General features: G+C 67.1%; 16 protein-coding genes and 1 riboswitch. Of the genes, 12 read left to right on the top strand and 4 right to left on the bottom strand.

Going from position 1 to position 18,647, the window contains the following annotated elements:
* Positions 1-35 precede the first annotated feature (35 nt).
* The 3 genes from P8X75_05305 to P8X75_05315 all read left to right on the top strand — a co-directional run bounded on the left by P8X75_05305 (position 36) and on the right by P8X75_05315 (position 1,669).
* Positions 36-374: a metalloregulator ArsR/SmtB family transcription factor gene (locus P8X75_05305; protein ID MEJ1994618.1), complete on the top strand. Its 339-nt coding sequence runs from the start codon at positions 36-38 to the stop codon at positions 372-374.
* 76 nt (positions 375-450) lie between these two features.
* A complete protein-coding gene (locus P8X75_05310) occupies positions 451-738 on the top strand; it encodes a hypothetical protein (protein ID MEJ1994619.1) in 288 nt (95 codons plus the stop codon).
* Positions 739-781: 43 nt separating this feature from the next.
* Entirely contained in the window at positions 782-1,669 is an 888-nt protein-coding gene (locus P8X75_05315) for a 2-hydroxy-3-oxopropionate reductase (GenBank protein MEJ1994620.1), read from the top strand.
* A gap of 27 nt (positions 1,670-1,696) precedes the next feature.
* Here P8X75_05315 and gcvA read toward each other — a convergent pair whose 3' ends face one another.
* Complete coding sequence (gcvA, locus tag P8X75_05320; GenBank protein ID MEJ1994621.1) at positions 1,697-2,590, bottom strand: transcriptional regulator GcvA; 894 nt, start codon at positions 2,588-2,590, stop codon at positions 1,697-1,699.
* A gap of 115 nt (positions 2,591-2,705) precedes the next feature.
* Here gcvA and P8X75_05325 point away from each other — a divergent pair, with 115 nt between their 5' ends.
* Positions 2,706-3,161 (top strand): cupin domain-containing protein, encoded by a 456-nt coding sequence (locus P8X75_05325; GenBank protein MEJ1994622.1) that lies wholly within the window; start codon positions 2,706-2,708, stop codon positions 3,159-3,161.
* A gap of 40 nt (positions 3,162-3,201) precedes the next feature.
* Here the strand turns inward: P8X75_05325 and P8X75_05330 are convergent, their stop codons facing one another.
* Both P8X75_05330 and P8X75_05335 read right to left on the bottom strand, forming a co-directional pair.
* Positions 3,202-7,404 (bottom strand): translocation/assembly module TamB domain-containing protein, encoded by a 4,203-nt coding sequence (locus P8X75_05330; protein MEJ1994623.1) that lies wholly within the window; start codon positions 7,402-7,404, stop codon positions 3,202-3,204.
* A gap of 17 nt (positions 7,405-7,421) precedes the next feature.
* On the bottom strand, positions 7,422-9,290 hold the full coding sequence (locus P8X75_05335; GenBank protein ID MEJ1994624.1) for an autotransporter assembly complex protein TamA: 1,869 nt from the start codon (positions 9,288-9,290) through the stop codon (positions 7,422-7,424).
* 248 nt (positions 9,291-9,538) lie between these two features.
* A riboswitch (cobalamin riboswitch) is annotated at positions 9,539-9,743 on the top strand.
* 109 nt (positions 9,744-9,852) lie between these two features.
* Between P8X75_05335 and P8X75_05340 the strand changes: the two genes are divergently transcribed.
* From P8X75_05340 to P8X75_05350, 3 genes are all read left to right on the top strand, one after another.
* Positions 9,853-10,950, top strand: coding sequence for a TonB family protein (locus P8X75_05340; protein ID MEJ1994625.1), 1,098 nt, complete (start codon positions 9,853-9,855; stop codon positions 10,948-10,950).
* Between the two features lie 200 nt (positions 10,951-11,150).
* Positions 11,151-12,098, top strand: a complete 948-nt coding sequence (locus tag P8X75_05345) for a calcium/sodium antiporter (protein MEJ1994626.1) — start codon at positions 11,151-11,153, stop codon at positions 12,096-12,098.
* 30 nt (positions 12,099-12,128) lie between these two features.
* Positions 12,129-13,253, top strand: coding sequence for a glycosyltransferase family 4 protein (locus P8X75_05350; protein ID MEJ1994627.1), 1,125 nt, complete (start codon positions 12,129-12,131; stop codon positions 13,251-13,253).
* Positions 13,254-13,258: 5 nt separating this feature from the next.
* Here P8X75_05350 and P8X75_05355 read toward each other — a convergent pair whose 3' ends face one another.
* The gene (locus P8X75_05355) at positions 13,259-14,059 is read right to left on the bottom strand and encodes a DUF2189 domain-containing protein (GenBank protein MEJ1994628.1); all 801 of its coding nucleotides are present in this window, start codon (positions 14,057-14,059) and stop codon (positions 13,259-13,261) included.
* Between the two features lie 286 nt (positions 14,060-14,345).
* Between P8X75_05355 and ccoN the strand changes: the two genes are divergently transcribed.
* From ccoN to P8X75_05380, 5 genes are all read left to right on the top strand, one after another.
* Positions 14,346-15,809, top strand: a complete 1,464-nt coding sequence (gene ccoN / locus P8X75_05360) for a cytochrome-c oxidase, cbb3-type subunit I (protein MEJ1994629.1) — start codon at positions 14,346-14,348, stop codon at positions 15,807-15,809.
* A gap of 12 nt (positions 15,810-15,821) precedes the next feature.
* Entirely contained in the window at positions 15,822-16,553 is a 732-nt protein-coding gene (gene ccoO / locus P8X75_05365; protein ID MEJ1994630.1) for a cytochrome-c oxidase, cbb3-type subunit II, read from the top strand.
* Between the two features lie 16 nt (positions 16,554-16,569).
* Positions 16,570-16,746, top strand: coding sequence for a cbb3-type cytochrome c oxidase subunit 3 (locus tag P8X75_05370; protein ID MEJ1994631.1), 177 nt, complete (start codon positions 16,570-16,572; stop codon positions 16,744-16,746).
* Positions 16,730-17,599 carry a cytochrome-c oxidase, cbb3-type subunit III gene (ccoP, locus tag P8X75_05375; protein ID MEJ1994632.1) on the top strand — a complete coding sequence of 290 codons (870 nt, stop codon included), beginning with the start codon at positions 16,730-16,732 and terminating at the stop codon, positions 17,597-17,599. Before P8X75_05370 ends, ccoP begins: the two co-directional genes overlap by 17 nt.
* Positions 17,600-17,692: 93 nt before the next feature.
* Positions 17,693-18,643: a bifunctional riboflavin kinase/FAD synthetase gene (locus P8X75_05380; protein MEJ1994633.1), complete on the top strand. Its 951-nt coding sequence runs from the start codon at positions 17,693-17,695 to the stop codon at positions 18,641-18,643.
* Positions 18,644-18,647: the final 4 nt, after the last annotated feature.

The following is an 18,647-nucleotide window of genomic DNA, read 5'->3' on the forward strand; positions in this document are numbered from 1 at the left end:
TGCCCAAGGGCGCGGGCGAGGCCAGACTTTGGCGCATGGAGATAGAGGACGCAACCAAAGGCTTGGCCGCCTTGTCGCAGGAGACCCGGCTGAGGGTCTTCCGGCTTCTGGCGCCCGAGGGCACACTGGGCATGCCCGCCGGAGAGATCGCGCGGCGGCTGGGCGTGCGCCCGGCCACGCTGTCCTTCCATCTCTCCCATCTGGAGGAAGCGGGCCTGCTCCGCTCCCGCCGGGAGAGCCGCAGTATTCTCTACGCCATCAACGTGGAGGGCGTGCGCGCGCTCCTCGGCTACCTGAGCGAGGACTGCTGCAAAGGCAATCCCGAGCTTTGTCTGCCGCCGGAGGCGGGGGGCCAGCCCGCCAAGACGCGTTGACCAAGCGGCGATCCAGCCTGACAGGGCGACAAGCGCCAAACATCGTCACTGAACAAACAGCAGCAAGAGGAAACCCATGAAAGTCATCGTGATCGCAACCCGGGCCGAGCGCCCCTTCTCCGAGTTCGAACCCCTGATGGACAAGGAGGCCAAGCAGGCCCTGACCTTCATGGCCGAGGATTTCGTGCGCGAAATCTACAGCCGGAAGGACGGCAAGGGCGCCATCCTGATCTGCGAGGGCGAGAGCGAGGAGGCGGTCATGGAGCGCTTGGGCGGACTGCCGCTGGTGCAGGCCGGGCTTTTGCATCTGGAGCCCTACGGCGTCGGTCCCTATCGCGGCATCGTCAACGCCGCCCAGGCCTGACGCCGCCCGCCGACAGCAGGAACGCAAGAGAAAGGAACACAGAATGAAGATCGGATTCATCGGCCTTGGCATCATGGGCAGCCCCATGGCCGGGCATCTCCAGGACGCCGGGTACGAAGTCTGCTCCGTGAAGCACCGTAGCGAGTTGCCGGAGCTGAACACCTCGAAGGGCCTCAAGGTCTGCTCCAGCGCCAAGGAGGTCGCCGAGGCTTCGGAGGTCATCATCACCATCGTCCCCGACACCCCGGACGTGGAGCGCGTGCTGTTCGGCGAGGGCGGGGTCGCCGAGGGGCTGTCCGAAGGCAAGACCGTGGTCGACATGTCCTCCATCTCGCCGACCGAAACCAAGGTCTTCGCCGAGCGAATCAAGAAGCTGGGCTGCGGCTACCTGGATGCGCCCGTCTCGGGCGGTCAGGCGGGTGCTGAGAACGCCGCGCTCACCATCATGGTGGGCGGCGAGGAGGAGACCTTCGAGAAGATCAAGCCGCTCTTCGAGCTCATGGGCAAGAACATCACCCTGGTCGGCGGCAACGGCGACGGTCAGACCTGCAAGGTCGCCAACCAGATCATCGTCGCGCTCAACATCGAGGCTGTCTCCGAGGCTCTGGTCTTCGCCGCCAAGGCGGGCGCCGACCCGGCCAAGGTTCGCCAGGCCCTGATGGGCGGCTTCGCCTCCTCGAAGATCTTGGAGGCGCACGGAGAGAAGATGCTGAAGCGCGCCTTCACGCCGGGTTTCCGGATCGAGCTGCACCAGAAGGACCTGAACCTGGCGTTGCAGGCGGCGCGCGACCTGAAGGTCTCCCTTCCCAACACCGCGACGGCGCAGGAACTCTTCAACGCCTGCGCGGCCATGGGCGGCAGTGGCTGGGACCATTCCGCGATGGTCAAGGCTTTGGAGAAACTGGCCGAGAAGAAGGTGGCGGAAGACTGACCGCCAGGCTGCCCCGCCCAAGCGGACTCAAGCGGCCGCGCGCGCCTGCTGATCGAACACCCAGTTCCTGAAGGCGGCGACGCGCGGCCGGTTGGCGGCGGCTTCCGGATAGGTCATGGAGTAGATCACCTTCCCGGGCGTCTCGACCTCGAAGAGCTTCACGAGATCGCCTGAAGCGAGCTCGCGCTCGATCAGGGCGCCATAGGCCATGGCCACGCCCTGACCTTCCTTCGCCGCGCGCAGCGTCAGTTCGCAGTGGGGCAGGACAGGTCCCTTGAGGGCGGCGGGTCGCTCGCCCGAAGCGATCTCGAACCATTCCGTCCAGGAGTCGCCGTACTCGTCGCGGAGGATGCCCCGTTCGGCGAGGGCTTGCGGGCTTTCCGGCCGTCCCTCGCGCGCCAGCCAGTCGGGGCTGCATACCGGAAAGCGCGTGGTGCTGAGGAAGGGCTCCACCCTGTAGCCCTCGGCGGGCTCGCTGCCGTATTGGATCAGGATGTCGGTGCCGTCATCGGGAAAGGCCAGAGGCGCGTCGTTGGGAATGATCTCCAGCACGATGCTCGGGTTGGTCTCGGCGAAGCTGGCCAGACGCGGCAGCAGCCAGCGGCTCGTGAAGGCCGGCGTCGCTCCGATCACCAGATTGCCTTCCAGCGTCTCGCCCATCAGTTCCGCCGTGGCGTCCGCCAAACTGTCGAGACAGGCGTGCACCTGCTCGAAGTAGCCGCGGCCCTCCCCGCTCAAGGTGACGCCGTGGGCAGAGCGCTCGAAAAGGCTCACGCCGAGCAGCTCCTCAAGCCCGCGAATCTGATGGCTGATCGCCGATTGGGTGAGGCAAAGCTCTTCCGCTGCCTCCTTGAAGCTCTCATGCCGGGCGGCCGCCTCGAAGGCGCGTAGGGCTGGAAAGGGCGGAATTCTGCGTTTCATGTGAGGTGAAACCGCTTCATGTCCGGGTGAATTTTAGTCGTTTGCCGCTCCAGTAAAGCAAATCCTAGCCTTCACGTGAATGCCGCGTGTCGCGGCGCCGGAGGAGGAGAAAAAGATGACCACGTTGGTTGAAAGACATCGCAAGCTTGCATTGGGCGCCGGTTTCGCCGCCGCCTTGGTCGTTGGGGCGGCCATCGGAGGGATCGGCTCGCGCAGTCTGGCGCAGATGGCCGCTCCCAGTGAGCACAAGGGACTCAGCGTTGAGACCTTGGGCATGGTCTCCGAGGACTCCATGAAGGCGCAGTTGGGGCTGGAAGGCCATATCCTGCTGCTGCGCGCCATCACCATCGATCCCGGCGGACAGATCGCCAAGCACAGCCACGGCAGCGTGCCCGGCCTCGTAAAGGTGCTGGAAGGCGAGTGGGTCGAGGGCCGCGATAGCGGGGAGACCATCTATGCAGCCGGGACCAGCGAGGCCCTGGTCGAAGACAAGGACACGACGCACTGGTTCTACAACCGCGGCGACGAACCCGCCACCGCCCTGGTCTGCGACATCAAACCGGCGGGGTGAGGGGCAGGCCGCTCGGCAGGGCTCATCGGGGAGGGCTGCGTTAGTAGTCCCACTCGAAATTGATGCCGATGTTCGAGCTGCCCGATTCCTTCAGTTTGCTCTCAACCGAGATGTTGTCGGTGACCCCCAGCTCAACGGAAACGGCGCCGCTGCGCGGGTCCGCGCCCTGCTCCACGCCGACATAGACGTCATCGGTCAGGTAGCGGCCCGCCTCCACCGTGGGGCCGGCGTCGCCCTGGCCGCCTTCGACGCGCAGCACATCGACGCCCAGGGTGTTGCGCACCCGGTCCAGGATCCCGACGCCGCCGCCCCGCCCGGTCAACTGCGCCACCGCGCTCGCGATCTGGACGGCTTCCAGGGCGGAGAGTTCGTCGCCGCTCTTGTTGAAGAGCACCCGCGCCAGGATTTCGTCCTGGGGCAGTTCCGGGACGGAACTCAGCTCGATCTTGATGTTGTCGCTTGGCCCGGTGATCCTGACCCGCGCCTCGACCGTCTCGGCCTGATGCACCGCCAGCACGTCCAGGACGGGCGGACTGCCCGGGCGGCTCGGCAGGCGGATCACGCCTTCGGTCAGGGTGAAGCGTTTGCCGATCAGGCTGACCTCCCCGCGCACCACGTTCAGTTGACCCGTGATGGCCGGGCGCGCCGCGGTGCCCGCGACCTGAACGCCGCCCTGCCATTCCGAATCGAGTCCCCGTCCGCGCACGAAGAGCTGGTTGGGAACCTCGACCGTGATGTCGAGCGCGATCTTGTCGAGCGCACCCGGCGCGGGCTCTTTCTCGCTCCGCTCGCTGAGCGCGCCGACCGGCGTCGGGTTCAGGTCCACCACTTCCGGGGGCAGGTCGTTGGCGAGCGAAATCTCGATCTTCTCGGTCTTGAAGCGGCCCACGATCTCCATGCCGTTGAGGGAGCCCTTGGCCGAGAGGTCGCCGCTGACGTTGGCCTTCGCCTCGTCTCGGGTCACCACGCGCAGGTTCGCCAGCTTGATCGAGAGGTCGAGGGGAAAGCCGCGCTTCGGGACGACCGCGATGCTGCCCTGGCCCTGGATCGAACCACCCAGGCTGTCGTCGCCCGAAAGCTCTGCCACCGTCACCTGCTGTCCGTCGAAGGTTAGGCGCAGTGTCAGGTCTTCCAAGTAGGTTCCCTGCTCCAGGTGCTCGAAACGCCCGCGGGTCAGAGTGGCCTCGCCGCGCAGGTCCGGCTTGGCCGGGGTGCCGGAGAGCCGTGCGTCCAGCGCGAGATCCCCCGAGGCGCGGATGTTGGCCGGGACGAAAAGCGCCGCCAGCTGGGTGGCCTGCCCGTTCCAGGTGATGCTGCCGTCCAGCGGCGCGTCGTCTCTGACTTGAAGCGCAGGCGTGATCAGGTCCAGGCGCCCGGGCAAGCTGACCTCGGCGCGCAGCGGCTGTTCCACTGGGCCCGTGGCGGTCAGGCTGGCGCGGAGCGTCCTGCCGTCCAGGCGCCCGGTTACATCGGCGTTCAGGGGCGGCAGGTCCTGGCCTTCCGCCAGCCGCAGGCCGGTGAGCGAAAGGTCGATGTCGCCGCTGGCCGCGCGCCCGCCGGAGAGCGTGACCTTGCCAGAGAGCCGCCCTTCGGGCGCGTCCGCCATGACCAGACCGGCCAGCGCCATCGGCAGGCCGGTGAGCGTTAGATCGAGGCTGCCGCTCTCCGCGCTTCGCGCCGCGGAGAGCGACAGTTCTCCGTCATCGAGCGCCAGACCGGGAGCCTCCAGCGACAGGGCGCCGCCCTCCAGCTTGGCGCTGACCGCCCGGCCGAGGCGCAGTTCATGGGCGTCCAGAGTGATCCGCCCACCTTGCTTCACCGTGACGCTCTGAGCCGCAGCATCCAGACCCTCGGCGCGGGCGGATAGCGACAGCGTCAGGGGCCGGGCGCGCGCCTGCATCACCAGGTCACCCTCGCCCTCCAGCGTCAGATCGAAAGCCGCCAACCCGCCCTTGGCCGTCGCGTCGAGCCGCGCCAGCCTTGCCGGACCGGCAGCCGCGCCGCTGAGGCCAAGGGTGAGATCGAGGAGGGGCTCGCCCAAAAGGTCCGAGACGCTGCCCCCGAGCCTGGCGCGGCCGATCTTCGTGCCGTCCGGCAGGGAAACGCCGGTGAAGTCTCCGCTCAGCCCGGCGCGGGCGCGGCCCTCCGGCGCGGAGAGATCGATGTCCAGGCTGCCCTTCGCCTCCAGCCCCGGCAGACCGGCCAGCGCCGCCCAGGGCGCGGGATCGGACAGCGCCAGGGAAACCCTGCCCAAGGGCAGCGTGGCCCCCTCGGCCAGGCTCAGATCGCCGTCGATCGACGCGCCCGGCAGGGCGAGGGTGAAGCGGCTGGCGGGCGCGGAAAGGCGTCCGGACAGGGTCCCGGTCAGCCGGCCCTCGCCCGCGGGCGGCTGGGCCAGGACGGGCTCCAGGCGCGTAAGGTCGGACAGCAGTAGGTCGTAATCGCCCGAAAGCGCTTCGAAAGCGGGATCGAGGGACAGGTTCGCCGACAGCGTCACGCCATCGCCCGTCACGGAGAGATCGGAGAGAGACAGTCCCGCTGCGCCAAAGGAAAAGGCGGTTTCCAATCTTGGGTCGCCGAGCAGGCTGCGGGCCAGCGGTTCGGCGAGATCCAGTTGCTCCGTGGTCAGAGTGGCGCGGCCCGTGGCGCTTGGGCCCTTGAGGTCGAGCGATGCCTCGCCCTCCAGCCGCGCGGCGCCGGAAAGCGGACGGCCGGCAAAGCCCGAGAGAGGCTCCAAGGTCGCCAGCGCCAGATCGAAGGTCAGGTCGGTTGAACCCTGACCATCGAGCGGCAGGCGGCCTGCGGCCCCGGCGGTCATCTCCTGGCCTTCGAGGGTCAGGCTGTCGAGCGCCAGTTCGCCCGCGTCCAGGTCTAGGCCGCCCCGGAAGGCGAGGCCCGGCGCCGTCCCCGCCAGCCGCCGGGCCAGGGTGGCGACGGCTTCCTCCGCGTCCAGGGAGAAGCCCTGACTCTCGGCATCCAGGCTGAGCGTCCAGCCGAGAGGCCGCTCGGCTTGCGGGTCCGCCGCGAAGACAAGATCCAGCCCCTCGAAGCGCGGACCCTTGTCCACGCTGAGGCCCTCGATCCGGGCGCTGCCCTTCAGGGCCGGGTGGGTCAGCGCGCCGCTCTGGCTGAGGGAAAGCGTAAGGCCCGAGAGGGCGACGCCGGGTCCAAGCCCGCTCAGCGCCGCCGGGTCCTTCAAGCTGGCCTCAGCCGTCAGGTCGCCGGTGAGGTCCGCCAAGGCGACGTCGCCCGCGAGCTGAAGAGAAAGACTGTCGCTCTCCAAATTCAAATGCTCGACGGCGAGCGCCTGCCCGTCCGCCAAGGAGACCGAAAGGTCCAGCTGACTGCTCTCGCCCAAGAAGGGAGCCGCCTGACTATCGGCCAGCATCGGCAGGGAGAGGCTGCCCTGATAGGCAAGACCCGGATGGGGGTCCAGCGTCAGGGCGATCTCCCCGGCCAGCGCGGCCATGCCCTCGGCCTCGGCGGCGATCTTGCCGCGCCAGCCGGTGAGGGGCGCCTTGCCCTCCAGGGACAAGGAAAGGGCGGGCAGGTTCGGGTCGCCCGCGAGCCGTGCGATCAAACCGCCCGCTGTGTCCCGGGCGCTCAGCTTGGCCTCCAGGATGCCGTCTTCCAGCCCGTAGCCGCCCTCGAGGGAGAGGCGCAGCGCGCCGTCGATCTGCTCCAGCCGTAGCTCGCCGTCCAACTGTCCGCTCTCGTCGGCGGCAAGCTTGCCCTTGAGCGTCAGACGCGCGGGCGTCCCGGCCAAGGCCTCCCCCAGCGCGATCTCCTCCAGGGCCAGGCGTTCGACCCGTATCGCCAGGGGCATCTCCGGCACCTCGAAGGAGGCCGGTTCCTCTTCCGCCTCGGCAGCGCGCGAAAGCGGCGCGCGCTCGATCGAGAGACGACCGCTTTCCAGCGCGTCGATCTGAAGACGGCGTTGCAACAGCGCGGCGGGCGTCCAGGCGAGCCGCGCCTGGTCCAGGGTAAGCCAGGTCCCTTCTGAGTCCGCGAGCGTCAGGCCGGTGATGCGCAGGTCGCTCCAGAGGCTGCCCTCCAGGCCTTCCAGTCCGATTTCGAACTCTCCGGGAACGGAGGCCTGTTCGACCAGGGTGCGCCGCAGCCAGTCGAGTCCCGACGGCGAGTTTATCCAGACCGCGCCCACGCCGATCACCGTGCCCGCGAGAACAGCGGGCAGCAGGAAGAGCGCGATCAACCAGCGCAGGCGTGGGAGCTTCAGCTTCATGCTCGCTTCATCTCCTCCTAGAAAGCCTGACCGATGGAGATGTAGAAGGCGAAGTCGTCGTCGCGGCCTCGCCCGTTGAGCGGCACGGCGACGTCGAGGCGCACGGGGCCCAGCGCGGTGTAGTAACGCAGCCCGAGACCGGCGGCCCAGAGGAACCCGTTGTCACCGGTCGGCACGGCGTCCTCTGAGACCAAACCGCCGTCGATGAAGGGGACAACGCCGATGGTATCCGTGACGCGCAGGCGCAGCTCGGCGTTCAGTTCCACGACCGACAGACCGCCCAGGGGGTCGTCGCTGGCGTCGAGAGGGCCGATGGACTGGTATTCGAAGCCGCGCACGGAACCGCCCCCGCCGGCATAGAAGCGCTTGCTGGTCGGCAGGTTGGTGGCGGAGGCGCCCAGCACCGACCCAAAGCGTCCGCGCAGGGCGGCCACATAACGCCCGGCGTCGTCGAAGCTGTGGTAGGTGGAGCCGATCACTTGACCCCTCAGGAAGGGAAAGGTGTCCTCGCCGGTCGCGACGTAGGGCGTGCCCAGCAACTCCAGCCGCTGTCCGCTGGTCGGGTCCAGAAGGCTGTCGGTGCCGTCGTAGGAGAGGTCGAGCGGCGCGCCGACGATATAGAACTCACGTTCGTCGGCGTTTCGGGCGTCCCTGGACTGCTCGTATTCGAGAGACCCGCCATAGCGGAAGGTCCAATAGTCGTCGAGTTCGGTCTCCAGGCCTGCGAAGGAGGTCGCCTGATAGCTCTCGTAGGCGTTCGTATCCTCATGGCTCAGATTGAACTCGCCGATGCCGGTCTGGTCGCTGCCCGCGAAGTAGGGCACACGCAACCGGTTGTCCCAGCTTTGCCGGTCGAAGGAGAGATCCAGCGCCGTGCTGAAGCGCTCGCCGCCGCCAAAGAGGTTGCGGTGGCGCCAATAGGCCCCGCCGCCCAGCCCGTCGATCGAATCGAAACGCAGGTTGAAGCCGATGGTGCGCTTGGCGCGCTCGGAGACTTTGACCGTGACGGGGAGACGCTCTTCCGATTCGCTGGGCGAGCCGACCTCCAGAACGGCGCTGGAGAAAAGCTCGGTCGCCATCAGTTCGCGTTCGGTCTCGTCCAGCTTTCGCACGTCGTAGAGTTCGCCCGCTTCCCAGGCCAGAAGGTTTCTCAAGTACCCCTCGTCGATGCTCTCCAAGCCTTCGAAACGGGCTTCTCCCAGCCGGGCGGCCAGGCCGCTTTCGATGGTCAGATCGATGTAGAGTTCCTTCTTGTCGTGGTCGACATAGGCCTTCCGGTCGACCACCTGGGCGTCGGGAAAGCCGCCTTCGTTCAGCCGCCGGATCAACTTGTTCTGCGCGGCGGCGATCTCAGGCCCGCGGGCGGGCTGGCCGAGATCGAGACCGAGCGAGCCCAGGTCCGGTGTCAGGATTCCCGTCTCGGCCTCCGGCGTCCGGTTGATGACCCGGTATTCGCCCAGGGTGTAGCGCGTGCCGGGGGTCACCTTGATCGTCACCTTGGGCGGCCCGTCGGCCGGTTCGTCCAGCCGGTAGTTGAGCGTTGCGCCGAAATAGCCCTCCGAGTTCAACGCCTGCTTCAAGCGCGGCGCGTCTCCTTCCGCGCGGCGGCGGAGCGCGCCCAGCGTCTCAACGCCCCGGTCCTGAAGCGTGAAGAGCAGGGCGGTCTTGCTCAGGAGCGCGGTGAGTTCGGGCTTATCGTCCAATCCTTCGAAGGCGACGTCGTAGGACAGCGCGGCGCCTTCTTCAGAAGGCGCTGCTTCAGGAGGATCTGGCGGTGCGGGTTCCTGCGCACGCGCCTCCAGCGCCTGACCGCCAAGGGCCAGGACGTGAAGAAGTGTCAGTGCGCCAAGAAACTGGCGCCATTTGGGCGGTGCGGTGTTGGTCATTGATGCGAAGGGATCGGATTATTGTGGCTTGCTGATGGCGAACCTGCAGATCGGTCTCAGCGAAGGGCCGTCACTTCTCTTCCTCTGGCGATCCCATTCGTTCTCCCTTGTATTGCCTACCCGAAACCTAGGTTAGACCAGGCGGGAATCAAAAGGCTATTTCTCCAGCCCTTAGGCTTCAGGGCCCTGTGTTCGCGCGACAGTAGGGGTCGCCCCTTGGATTGACTCGCTCGCTGGCGAGGTCCGATACTTCCTTCCGCTGTCAGGGTTTCTCCGCCCGGAACAAAAGAGGCGGAGATATGGGAACGCGGTGGAAATCCGCGACTGCCCCCGCAACTGTAAGCGGCGAGCCGCGGCGCAGAGAGGCCACTGGAGACCATCTCCGGGAAGGCCGCGCCCTCCACGGCTATGACCCGCGAAGTCAGGAGACCGACCCAGACAGGCGTCACCCATCCACCGGGCGGGGTGCCCCGGAGGAGCGGCCGCCGGTCTTTTCCGTCGTCCCGCAGCGGTGGCGCACCTTTTGAGGTGTGGCACGGCAGAGAGGAACGGGACAGGGCCCATGATCAGGGCAAAGGCAAAGGAGCTTAGAAAAGGCGAAGGTGTCGCCCGGCGCTTGGATGCGTCCCGGGTGGTGCCGCTCTTCCCGCGCGTCCAGCCCCGCCCTCTGATAGTCCCGCCTTCCGGACCCGCGACGCGGCAGAGCCGGGGCCTGAGCCGGCCCTTGCTGCTGACCGCGCTCTTGTCTTTGGCCGCCCACGGCGGCGCGCTCGCGGCCTTCTTCGGCTGGACCGAGGGGCCGCGCATCGAGGCCGGCGCGCCCTTCGTGGTGGAGGTCGTGGCCTTCTCCGCTGCCGGCGGCGGCGACGCCAGCCCGGCCGAGGCTGCTGCAAGCAACGCCGTGGCGCTGGCCGCGCCCCAACCGCCTCAGCGCTCTCAGGCGCCTGCTCGGCCCCAACAACCCCAAGACGCGGAGTTGCCAGCGCCTCAGCCGCGCCCGCTCCCCATCACGGCGCCCAGCCAGCAGGTCGCGACGCCCCCCGTGGCCGCTGTCGCCGAGCCGGTTCCTGCCCCCGTTTCTGCCCCCGTTCCTGCGCCCGACCCCGAGCCTGCCAGGGAGCCCGCCGCGAAAGCCGGTGGACAGGCGATGGCGGAAAGCCCGGAGCCCGTCGAAGCGCCGGCGGCAACACCGTCTCAGTCAACGCCTCAATCAACGTCTCAGGCAGCGCCGCCGGCTGCGGTCTCCCCGCCGCCGGTGAAGCCGTCGATCCCCCAGCAGGCGGCCCTGCCGCCCGCTTCAGCCTCGCAAGAAACTCACGCGGGCGCCCCCTCCGGATCCGCCTCCAGCAGCCCGGGCGACGGGGCGGGAAGCAGCACGGGGGCCAGCCGCGCAGCCTCCCCTGCCGCGGGCAATGCGCCACCCGACTATCCCTTGATCGCGAGGCGGCGCGGGCAGGAGGGGTTGGTCGTGGTGCTCGTCACCCTGTCGCCGGCCGGTCTGCCGGAGCAGATCGCCTTGGCCGAGGCCAGCGGCGTGGCAAGCCTGGACGCAGCCGCCCTGGAAGCGGTGCGCGGCTGGCGCTTCACGCCCGCGACCGAGAATGGCCGGGCGGTCGCCTCCGAACTGCGCGTGCCGATCCGCTTCCGGTTGGAGCAGTAAGACCCCATCAGCAGTCCTGAAACCTCTCCGACGCGTCCTTTCGGCGCCGCCGTTTCGGCTTTAAATCTTGCATTCGCCGGGACGCGGCCAATATCTCCCGCCATGCCTTTTTCGGCATTCCGCCTCCGGTCGGACTGAACTTCATCAGGGGGGCGATCCGGGGGAATACGCGTGCCGCTACACAAGAACCATTCTGCTCCATGAGCTATTTTCTGATTGGTGTCGGTCTGTTCCTGCTCTTCGTGGGCGGTGAAGCGCTGGTGCGCGGCGCGGTGATCCTCGCGCGCTCCCTCAACATTTCTCCGCTTTTCGTCGGCGTGGTGATCGTCGGCTTCGGCACCTCCGCGCCGGAGTTCGTGGTCTCGCTGGAGGCGGTGCTGCAGGGCAAGCCGGACATCACCACCGGCAACATCGTCGGCTCCAACATCGCCAACCTGCTTCTGATCCTTGGCACGGCCGCCGTGATTTACCCCATGCCTGCCAAGTTGGAGCGCTGCGGCGGAGAGGCGTTGGCGGTGCTCGGCGGCGCGCTGCTGCTGATCGTGCTGGCTTTCCTGGGAGTGATCACCGCCTGGATGGGGATCGCCATGCTGGTGGTGCTGGCGGCAATCCTGATCTTCTCCTACCGCCGTCAGAAACACGGCCCCGCGATGGACGACGAGATGCTGGAGGAGATGCGCCTGCCTTCGAAGAACAAGGGGGCGAACCTGGGCATCGGCTTCGTCGTGGCGGCGGCGGGCATCGCGACGCTGGTCCTGGGCTCGCACTGGCTGATCGACGGGGCGGTCGATGTCGCCATGGCCTTCGGGGTCTCCGAGGCCGTGATCGGCCTCAGCCTTGTCGCCGTCGGCACCTCTCTGCCCGAACTGGCGACCGCCGTCGTCGCCGCGCTCAGGCGTCATTCCGACGTGGCGCTCGGCAACGTGCTGGGCAGCAACGTCTTCAACGTTTTCGCCATTCTGGGCGGCGCGTCGCTCTTTGCCCCGATCCCGGTCGCGCCGCAGATTCTTCAAGTCGACGTTTGGATCTGTCTGGCGGCGACGCTGCTGGTTGGCGTGCTGCTGAAGAGTGAGAACCGGCTGTCGCGCAGCGAGGGCAGCTTGCTTCTGGCGGCCTACGTGGGCTACATCGCCTACCTCTACGTTTAGGAAGATCACCTCTTTGGGGGCGGGGAGCCCATGGCCAAGCGCCTGTTATATCTGGTGAGCGATGCGGGCTACTTCCTGGCCCATCGCGCAGCCCTCGCCAAGGCCGCGTCCAAGGCAGGCTGGCGGGTCGAGGTCGCCACCGCGCCCGACCCGCGTCAGGCCGATATCGAGGCGCTCGGCTTTGCCGCACACTCCATCCCCTTCAAGCGCCATGGCATGAGCCCGCTGGCGGCGGCGGAATCGCTCTTCGCGATCCTGAAGCTCTACCGCGAGCTCAAACCCGACCTCGTGCATCATGTCACGCTGAAGGCCGTGCTGCTGGGCGGGCTGGCCGCGAAGCTCGCTGGCGTGCCCGCGCGGGTCCACTCCATCACCGGCGTCGGCCATGTCTTCACCGAAGGCGGTCCCAAGTGGCGCCTGCTGCAGGGATTGATCCGCCGCTGGGTTGCGTTCATCACGCCCGCCAAGGCGCGCATCGTGACAGAGCATGCAGCCGACCTGGAGACCATCGCCCCCGGCGCTGCGGTCAGGGCCCGGGGCCGGGTCATCCTGGGGTCCGGCGTCGACACCGATCTTTTCGCCGAGGCCGAGGAGCCGCCTTTCCCGCCGGTTCGCTTCCTGCTCGCCTCCCGCCTCATCGAAAAGAAGGGCATCGCCGACTATGCCCGCGCGGGCGCCGAGCTCAAGCAGCAGGGCGTGGCCGTCGAATTCCTCCTGGCCGGCGCTCCCGATGAGGGCGCGCCGGGCGCCATCCCCGAGAGCCGCCTTCGTTCCTGGGAGGAGGAGGGATGCCTCGTCTGGCTGGGCGCCCGCGCCGACATGCCGGCGCTCATGGCCTCCTGCCACGCCGTGGTGCTGCCGAGCCGTTACGGAGAGGGCGTGCCGCGGTGCCTGATCGAAGGGGCGTCGGTGGGCCGCGCGCTGATCGCCAGCGACCTGCCCGGCTGCCGGGAGATCGTGCGCGACGGCGTGAACGGCTTGATCGTGGCTGAAGGAGACTGGCGCGCGCTGGCGGAGGCCGCGAAGAGGTTGATCGAAGACCCGGAGACGAGGGCCGCCATGGGGCGCGAAGGCCGCAAGCTGGCGGTGAGCCACTTCTCAGATGCGCGCGTCACGCGCGAAACCCTCGCGGTCTATGAAGAGATCGCCGGGTAGCGGCGTCACGCCCCTTCGTATGTAACGACATCCTTGTAGGCGTGCCAGGTCGCATGGCCGATCAGCGGCAGGGTCACGATCAGGCCGAGGAAGGCCGTCGCCATGCCCGCGCCGATGAAGAGCACGATCAGGGCGCCCCAGGTGATCAGCGCGACCGGGTTCTCCTTGACCGCCGTGACCGAGGTCGCGATGGCGGAAAAGACGTTGGTGTCGCGGTCCAGCAGCATGGGGATCGCGACCACCGAGATCGAGAAGGCGATCAGCGCCAGCACGCCGCCGATGATGGTGCCGACCGCCAGGAAGGAGAGCGACTCCGGCTGAATCAGGAGGCTGTCGAGCAGGTTCTCCAGCCCCAGGCTCGGCGGTTGCTGACTGTAGAAGAGCGCGAAGAGCAAGGTGGCGATGCGGATCCAGGCGAGCAGGAAGAGCATCAGGACAAGCCCCATGGCCGCGATCTGGCCGCCGTTGCGCTTAAAGGCGGAAAGCGAATCGCCCAGCGTCGCGGGTTCGCCCGCCTGGAGGCGGCGGCTGGTCTCGTAGAGGCCGACCGCCAGCATGGGTCCGATCAGCATGAAGCCGGCTATCAGCGGCAGAATCAGATAGAAGAAGAGGTCCGCCGCCCAGATGCCCATGGAGAGCAGAAAGCTGGAGACCGCCGCCAGCAACCCATAGGCGAGGCTAACGCCCGGCGCCGCCTTGATGTCGGCGAAGCCCTTTGCCAGCCAGGTCCAGGGCTGGCTGGTATCGATATGCCGGATGACGGGCTTCGGGCCTGAAAAGACCGGGATGCTGTCGCTGTCGCTCATGGCGTGTTCCCTTCCCCTGGGCTGCGGCCAAGGCCGGCGCCCCCCTTCCTCCGGAGAGCCCGATTTCCCTTCGCCGGCGATCATAGCCCGCATGCCAAATAGTGGTTGAATAGATCGTCCAAGCCTTCGCGCGGCGCATTGAGATAGATCAATGCTGCAAGGGCGAACCCCTGTCACTAAAGGCCGGCATCGCTCAGGTCAGGGCGGGCGCCGACGCTGTCGTGCGTTCGCTGTCGGGGGGATGGGGAACAAGGAACACTTTGAAAGTCTTTTAAAAGAGGACGCTATGGCCGACAGCGCTGCTGCAGACCGGGTCGCCTATAACGACCACGCCATTCGCCTGATGTGCATCGCCACCGTCTTTTGGGGCGTCGTGGCTTTTCTCATGGGCGACCTGATCGCCTGGCAGCTCGTGTTTCCCGAGCTGAACCTGGGGCTTGAGTACACCACCTTCGGGCGGCTGCGCCCCGTCCACACCTCCGCGGCGATCTTCGCCTTCGGCGGCAACGCGCTTCTGGCGACCTCTCTTTACGTGGTCCAGCGCACCTGCCGGGCGAGCCTCTTCGGCGGAGAGAACGCCGGGCTTGTGATCTTCTTCGGCTATCAGATCTTCATCCTGCTGGCGGCCACGGGCTATGTCGCCGGCATCACCGAGGGGCGTGAGTACGCCGAGCCCGAGTGGTACGTGGACATCTGGCTGACGGTGATCTGGGTGGTCTACCTCCTGGTCTTCCTCGGCACCATCATGAAGCGCAAGGAACCCCACATCTACGTGGCCAACTGGTTCTACCTCGCCTTCATCGTGACCGTGGCGCTGCTGCACATCGTCAACAACCTCTCGCTGCCGGTCTCCTGGTTCGGCGCGAAGAGCTACAGCCTCTTCTCCGGCGTGCAGGACGCCCTGACCCAGTGGTGGTACGGGCACAACGCCGTCGGCTTCTTCCTGACGGCCGGGTTCCTCGGCATCATGTACTACTTCGTGCCCAAGGTGGCGGAGCGGCCGGTCTATTCCTACCGCCTCTCGATCATCCACTTCTGGGCGCTGATCTTTCTCTACATCTGGGCGGGTCCGCACCACCTGCACTACACCGCCCTGCCGGACTGGGCGCAGACGCTGGGCATGGTCTTCTCGATCATGCTGTGGATGCCCTCCTGGGGCGGCATGATCAACGGCCTCATGACCCTTTCGGGGGCCTGGGACAAGCTGCGCACCGACCCGATCCTGCGTTTCCTGGTCACCTCGGTCGCCTTCTATGGCATGTCGACCTTCGAGGGGCCGGTCATGTCGATCAAGCAGGTCAACGGCCTTTCGCACTACACGGACTGGACCATCGGCCACGTGCATTCGGGTGCGCTCGGCTGGGTCGCCTTCATCTCCTTCGGCGCGATGTACTACATGCTGCCGCGCATGTACGGCTACACGCGGCTCTATTCGGTGCGGCTGGTCAACTACCACTTCTGGATCAGCACTGTCGGTATCGTGCTTTACATCACCGCCATGTGGATCTCCGGCATCATGCAGGGCCTGATGTGGCGGGCTTACGACAGTCTCGGCTTCCTTCAGTACTCCTTCGTGGAGACCGTGGAGGCGATGCATCCCTTCTACGTGATCCGCGCGCTGGGCGGCCTGCTGTTCGTCATCGGCTCTCTGATCATGGTCTACAACCTGATCCGCACCTGCCGTGGCGACGTCAGACACGAAAAAGCGCTGGTCCCGGGCGAGGGCCCGGCCGCGCAGCCGGCCGAATAAGGGGGACGAGACATGGCTTGGTGGAAAAAACACGAGAAGATCGAGACCAACGTCATCCTGATGCTGGTGCTCTCCCTCATCACCGTCTCCATCGGCGGGCTGATCGAGATCGTGCCGCTCTACACCATCGAGAGCACGATCGAGCGGGTTAAGGGCGTGCGCCCCTACACGCCGCTGGAGCTGGCCGGGCGCAACATCTACATCCGCGAGGGCTGCTACAACTGCCACAGCCAGCAGGTGCGCCCCTTCCGGGACGAGCTGGAACGCTACGGTCACTACTCGCTGGCGGCGGAGTCCATGTACGACCATCCCTTCCAGTGGGGGTCCAAGCGCACCGGACCCGATCTGGCGCGCGTCGGCGGCAAGTACTCCAACGACTGGCACGTCGCGCACATGATCAACCCGCGCGAGGTGGTGCCGGAATCGATCATGCCCGCCTATCCCTTCCTGGCGGAGAACGAGCTCGGCTTCGATGACGCGCCGGAGCACCTGAAGACGCTGCGCGCGGTGGGCGTTCCCTATAGCGACGAGCAGATCGAGACGGCGCTGGCCGACCTGCGCGACCAAGCCGACCCCAACGCCGACTGGGACGCGCTGCTTCAGCGCTACCCCAAGGCGGCGACCGGCGACTTCGACGGCGACCCCGCGCGGCTTACCGAGATGGATGCGCTGGTGGCCTACATGCAGATTTTGGGACGCATGGTCGACTTCGCGGATGTCGATCCCGCGGACCTGAAGCAGTAGGCGGGGGAGGGCTTCGATGGAGGACCTGATCGCCTTCCTGCGTTCTTTCTGGGTGCTTTGGCTGATGCTGCTGTTCCTAGGCATCATCGCCTGGGCCTACTGGCCGAAGCGTAAGAAGAGCATGGAGCGGCACGCGGAGATCCCGCTGCGCGACGACCTTGAAGAGGCGAAGAGCAATGCCGACAAAGATTGAGAAAGACCAGATCACCGGCACCGACACGACCGGCCACGAGTGGGACGGCATCAAGGAGCTGAACACGCCTCTGCCAAAGTGGTGGCTCTATGTCTTCTACGCGACCATCGTCTGGGCCGCCGTTTATGTGGTGCTCTATCCGGCCATCCCGCTGTGGAGCGATTCCACCGAGGGTCTGCTGGGTTATTCCCAGCGCGACACGGTGCGCGACCAGGTGGCCCGCGCCAAGGCCGGACAGGCCGAATACCTGAGCGCCATCGAGCAGGCGGAACTTCCGGCGATCCTCGAAGACGGCGATCTCCTGAACTTCGCCGTTGCGGGCGGCGGCGCGGCCTTCGCCAGCAACTGCGCGCCCTGCCACGCCCAGGGCGGGGCCGGACAGAGCGGCGGCTATCCAAGCCTGGCCGACGACGTCTGGCTCTGGGGCGGAAGCCTGGAGGCGATCCACACGACCCTGCTGCACGGCATCCGCTGGGACGAGAACCCGGACACCCGCTATTCGGAGATGCCTGTCTTCGGGCAGATCTACAGCCAGGAGGAGATCGGCCAGATCGCCAACTACGTCGTCTCGCTCTCCGGCGGGGAACACGACGGCGCGCTGGCAGGCGAGGGCGAGGCCCTTTACCTGGAGCAGTGCGCGGCCTGTCACATGGAAGACGGATCGGGCAACCACGATCTGGGCGCCCCGCGCCTGAACGATCAGGTCTGGCTCTACGGCGGCACGGTCGAGGAAGTCGCGGCCCAGATCACCAACCCCCAACAAGGTGTGATGCCTGCCTGGGAGAACCGCCTGGACCCGGCCACCATCAAGATGCTGACGGTCTACGTCCACTCCCTGGGCGGCGGCCAGTAAGGACAGCGCTGTTCGGCCAAGAGGGCGGCCTGGGGCGAGAGCGCTCCGGGCCGCCCTCTTGCCTTTGCCGGGCATGCGTCTTATCCAACTCCCATGACGATCTTCCGGCACAGCGAGACCCTTCCCGACGAGGCGCGCGGCGGCGTGGTGGCCATCGGCAACTTCGATGGCGTGCATCTGGGCCACCAGGTGCTGTTGGAGCGGGTCAAGCGCCAGGCCGCCGAGGCCGGAGCGCCCTCGTTGGTCCTGACCTTCGAGCCGCATCCCCGCGAGGTCTTCCAGCCCGACCAGCCGGCGTTCCGCCTGACTCCTTTCCGGATCAAGGCGCGGGTGCTGGAATCGCTCGGCATCGACCATATGGTCGCCGTGCATTTCGACCGGGAGTTCTCCCAGCGCAGCGCGGAGTCCTTCGTCGAGGACATCCTTCTGGAAGGCATGGGGATCAGCCATGTGGTGATCGGCTGGGATTTCTGCTTCGGCCACAAGCGGCGCGGCAACGCCCAGCTTCTGGCGCAGATGGGCGAGCGGCTGGGCTTCGGCCTCAGCGTGGTGGAGCCGGTCACGGCGGCCGAGGGCGGCGCCGTCTTTTCCTCGAGCCTGATCCGCGAGCGGCTGCGCGAGGGCGACCCGAAGGGCGCCGCCGCCCTGCTCGGCAGGGCCTTCGAGATCGAGGGCCGGGTCGAGAAGGGCCAGCAGTTGGGCCGCACGCTGGGCTTCCCGACCGCAAACCTCCGCCTCGACGGCTATCTGGAGCCCAAGCATGGCATCTACGCCGTGCGCGCGGGCGTGGACGAGGGCGGAGAGACCCGCTATCTGCCCGGCGTCGCCAACCTGGGACGCCGCCCGACAGTCGAGGGCAAAGACACGCTTTTGGAGACCTTCCTCTTCGATTGGTCGGGCGATCTCTACGGCAAGCATCTGCGCGTGCAGCTGGTCGAGTTCCTGCGCGCCGAGGAGAAGTTCGAGAGCCTGGAAGCCATGACCGAGCAGATGCGCCGGGATTCCGACCGCGCCCGCCGCGCCCTGCAAGAAAGCGAGGCTTGACCTT

The organism is Limibacillus sp. (assembly GCA_037379885.1).
Taxonomy (GTDB): Bacteria; Pseudomonadota; Alphaproteobacteria; order Kiloniellales; family CECT-8803; genus JARRJC01.

Excerpts from the sequence above, each read along its gene's own strand:
- ccoO (MEJ1994630.1), top strand. The coding sequence starts at position 15,822 with ATGGCTTGGTGGAAAAAACACGAGAAGATCGAGACCAACGTCATCCTG.
- P8X75_05340 (MEJ1994625.1), top strand. The coding sequence starts at position 9,853 with ATGATCAGGGCAAAGGCAAAGGAGCTTAGAAAAGGCGAAGGTGTCGCC.
- P8X75_05325 (MEJ1994622.1), top strand. The coding sequence starts at position 2,706 with ATGACCACGTTGGTTGAAAGACATCGCAAGCTTGCATTGGGCGCCGGT.
- ccoN (MEJ1994629.1), top strand. The coding sequence starts at position 14,346 with ATGGCCGACAGCGCTGCTGCAGACCGGGTCGCCTATAACGACCACGCC.
- ccoP (MEJ1994632.1), top strand. The coding sequence starts at position 16,730 with ATGCCGACAAAGATTGAGAAAGACCAGATCACCGGCACCGACACGACC.
- P8X75_05330 (MEJ1994623.1), bottom strand. The coding sequence starts at position 7,404 with ATGAAGCTGAAGCTCCCACGCCTGCGCTGGTTGATCGCGCTCTTCCTG.
- P8X75_05380 (MEJ1994633.1), top strand. The coding sequence starts at position 17,693 with ATGACGATCTTCCGGCACAGCGAGACCCTTCCCGACGAGGCGCGCGGC.
- P8X75_05335 (MEJ1994624.1), bottom strand. The coding sequence starts at position 9,290 with ATGACCAACACCGCACCGCCCAAATGGCGCCAGTTTCTTGGCGCACTG.
- P8X75_05310 (MEJ1994619.1), top strand. The coding sequence starts at position 451 with ATGAAAGTCATCGTGATCGCAACCCGGGCCGAGCGCCCCTTCTCCGAG.
- P8X75_05370 (MEJ1994631.1), top strand. The coding sequence starts at position 16,570 with ATGGAGGACCTGATCGCCTTCCTGCGTTCTTTCTGGGTGCTTTGGCTG.
- P8X75_05315 (MEJ1994620.1), top strand. The coding sequence starts at position 782 with ATGAAGATCGGATTCATCGGCCTTGGCATCATGGGCAGCCCCATGGCC.
- P8X75_05345 (MEJ1994626.1), top strand. The coding sequence starts at position 11,151 with ATGAGCTATTTTCTGATTGGTGTCGGTCTGTTCCTGCTCTTCGTGGGC.
- P8X75_05355 (MEJ1994628.1), bottom strand. The coding sequence starts at position 14,059 with ATGAGCGACAGCGACAGCATCCCGGTCTTTTCAGGCCCGAAGCCCGTC.
- gcvA (MEJ1994621.1), bottom strand. The coding sequence starts at position 2,590 with ATGAAACGCAGAATTCCGCCCTTTCCAGCCCTACGCGCCTTCGAGGCG.
- P8X75_05350 (MEJ1994627.1), top strand. The coding sequence starts at position 12,129 with ATGGCCAAGCGCCTGTTATATCTGGTGAGCGATGCGGGCTACTTCCTG.
- P8X75_05305 (MEJ1994618.1), top strand. The coding sequence starts at position 36 with ATGGAGATAGAGGACGCAACCAAAGGCTTGGCCGCCTTGTCGCAGGAG.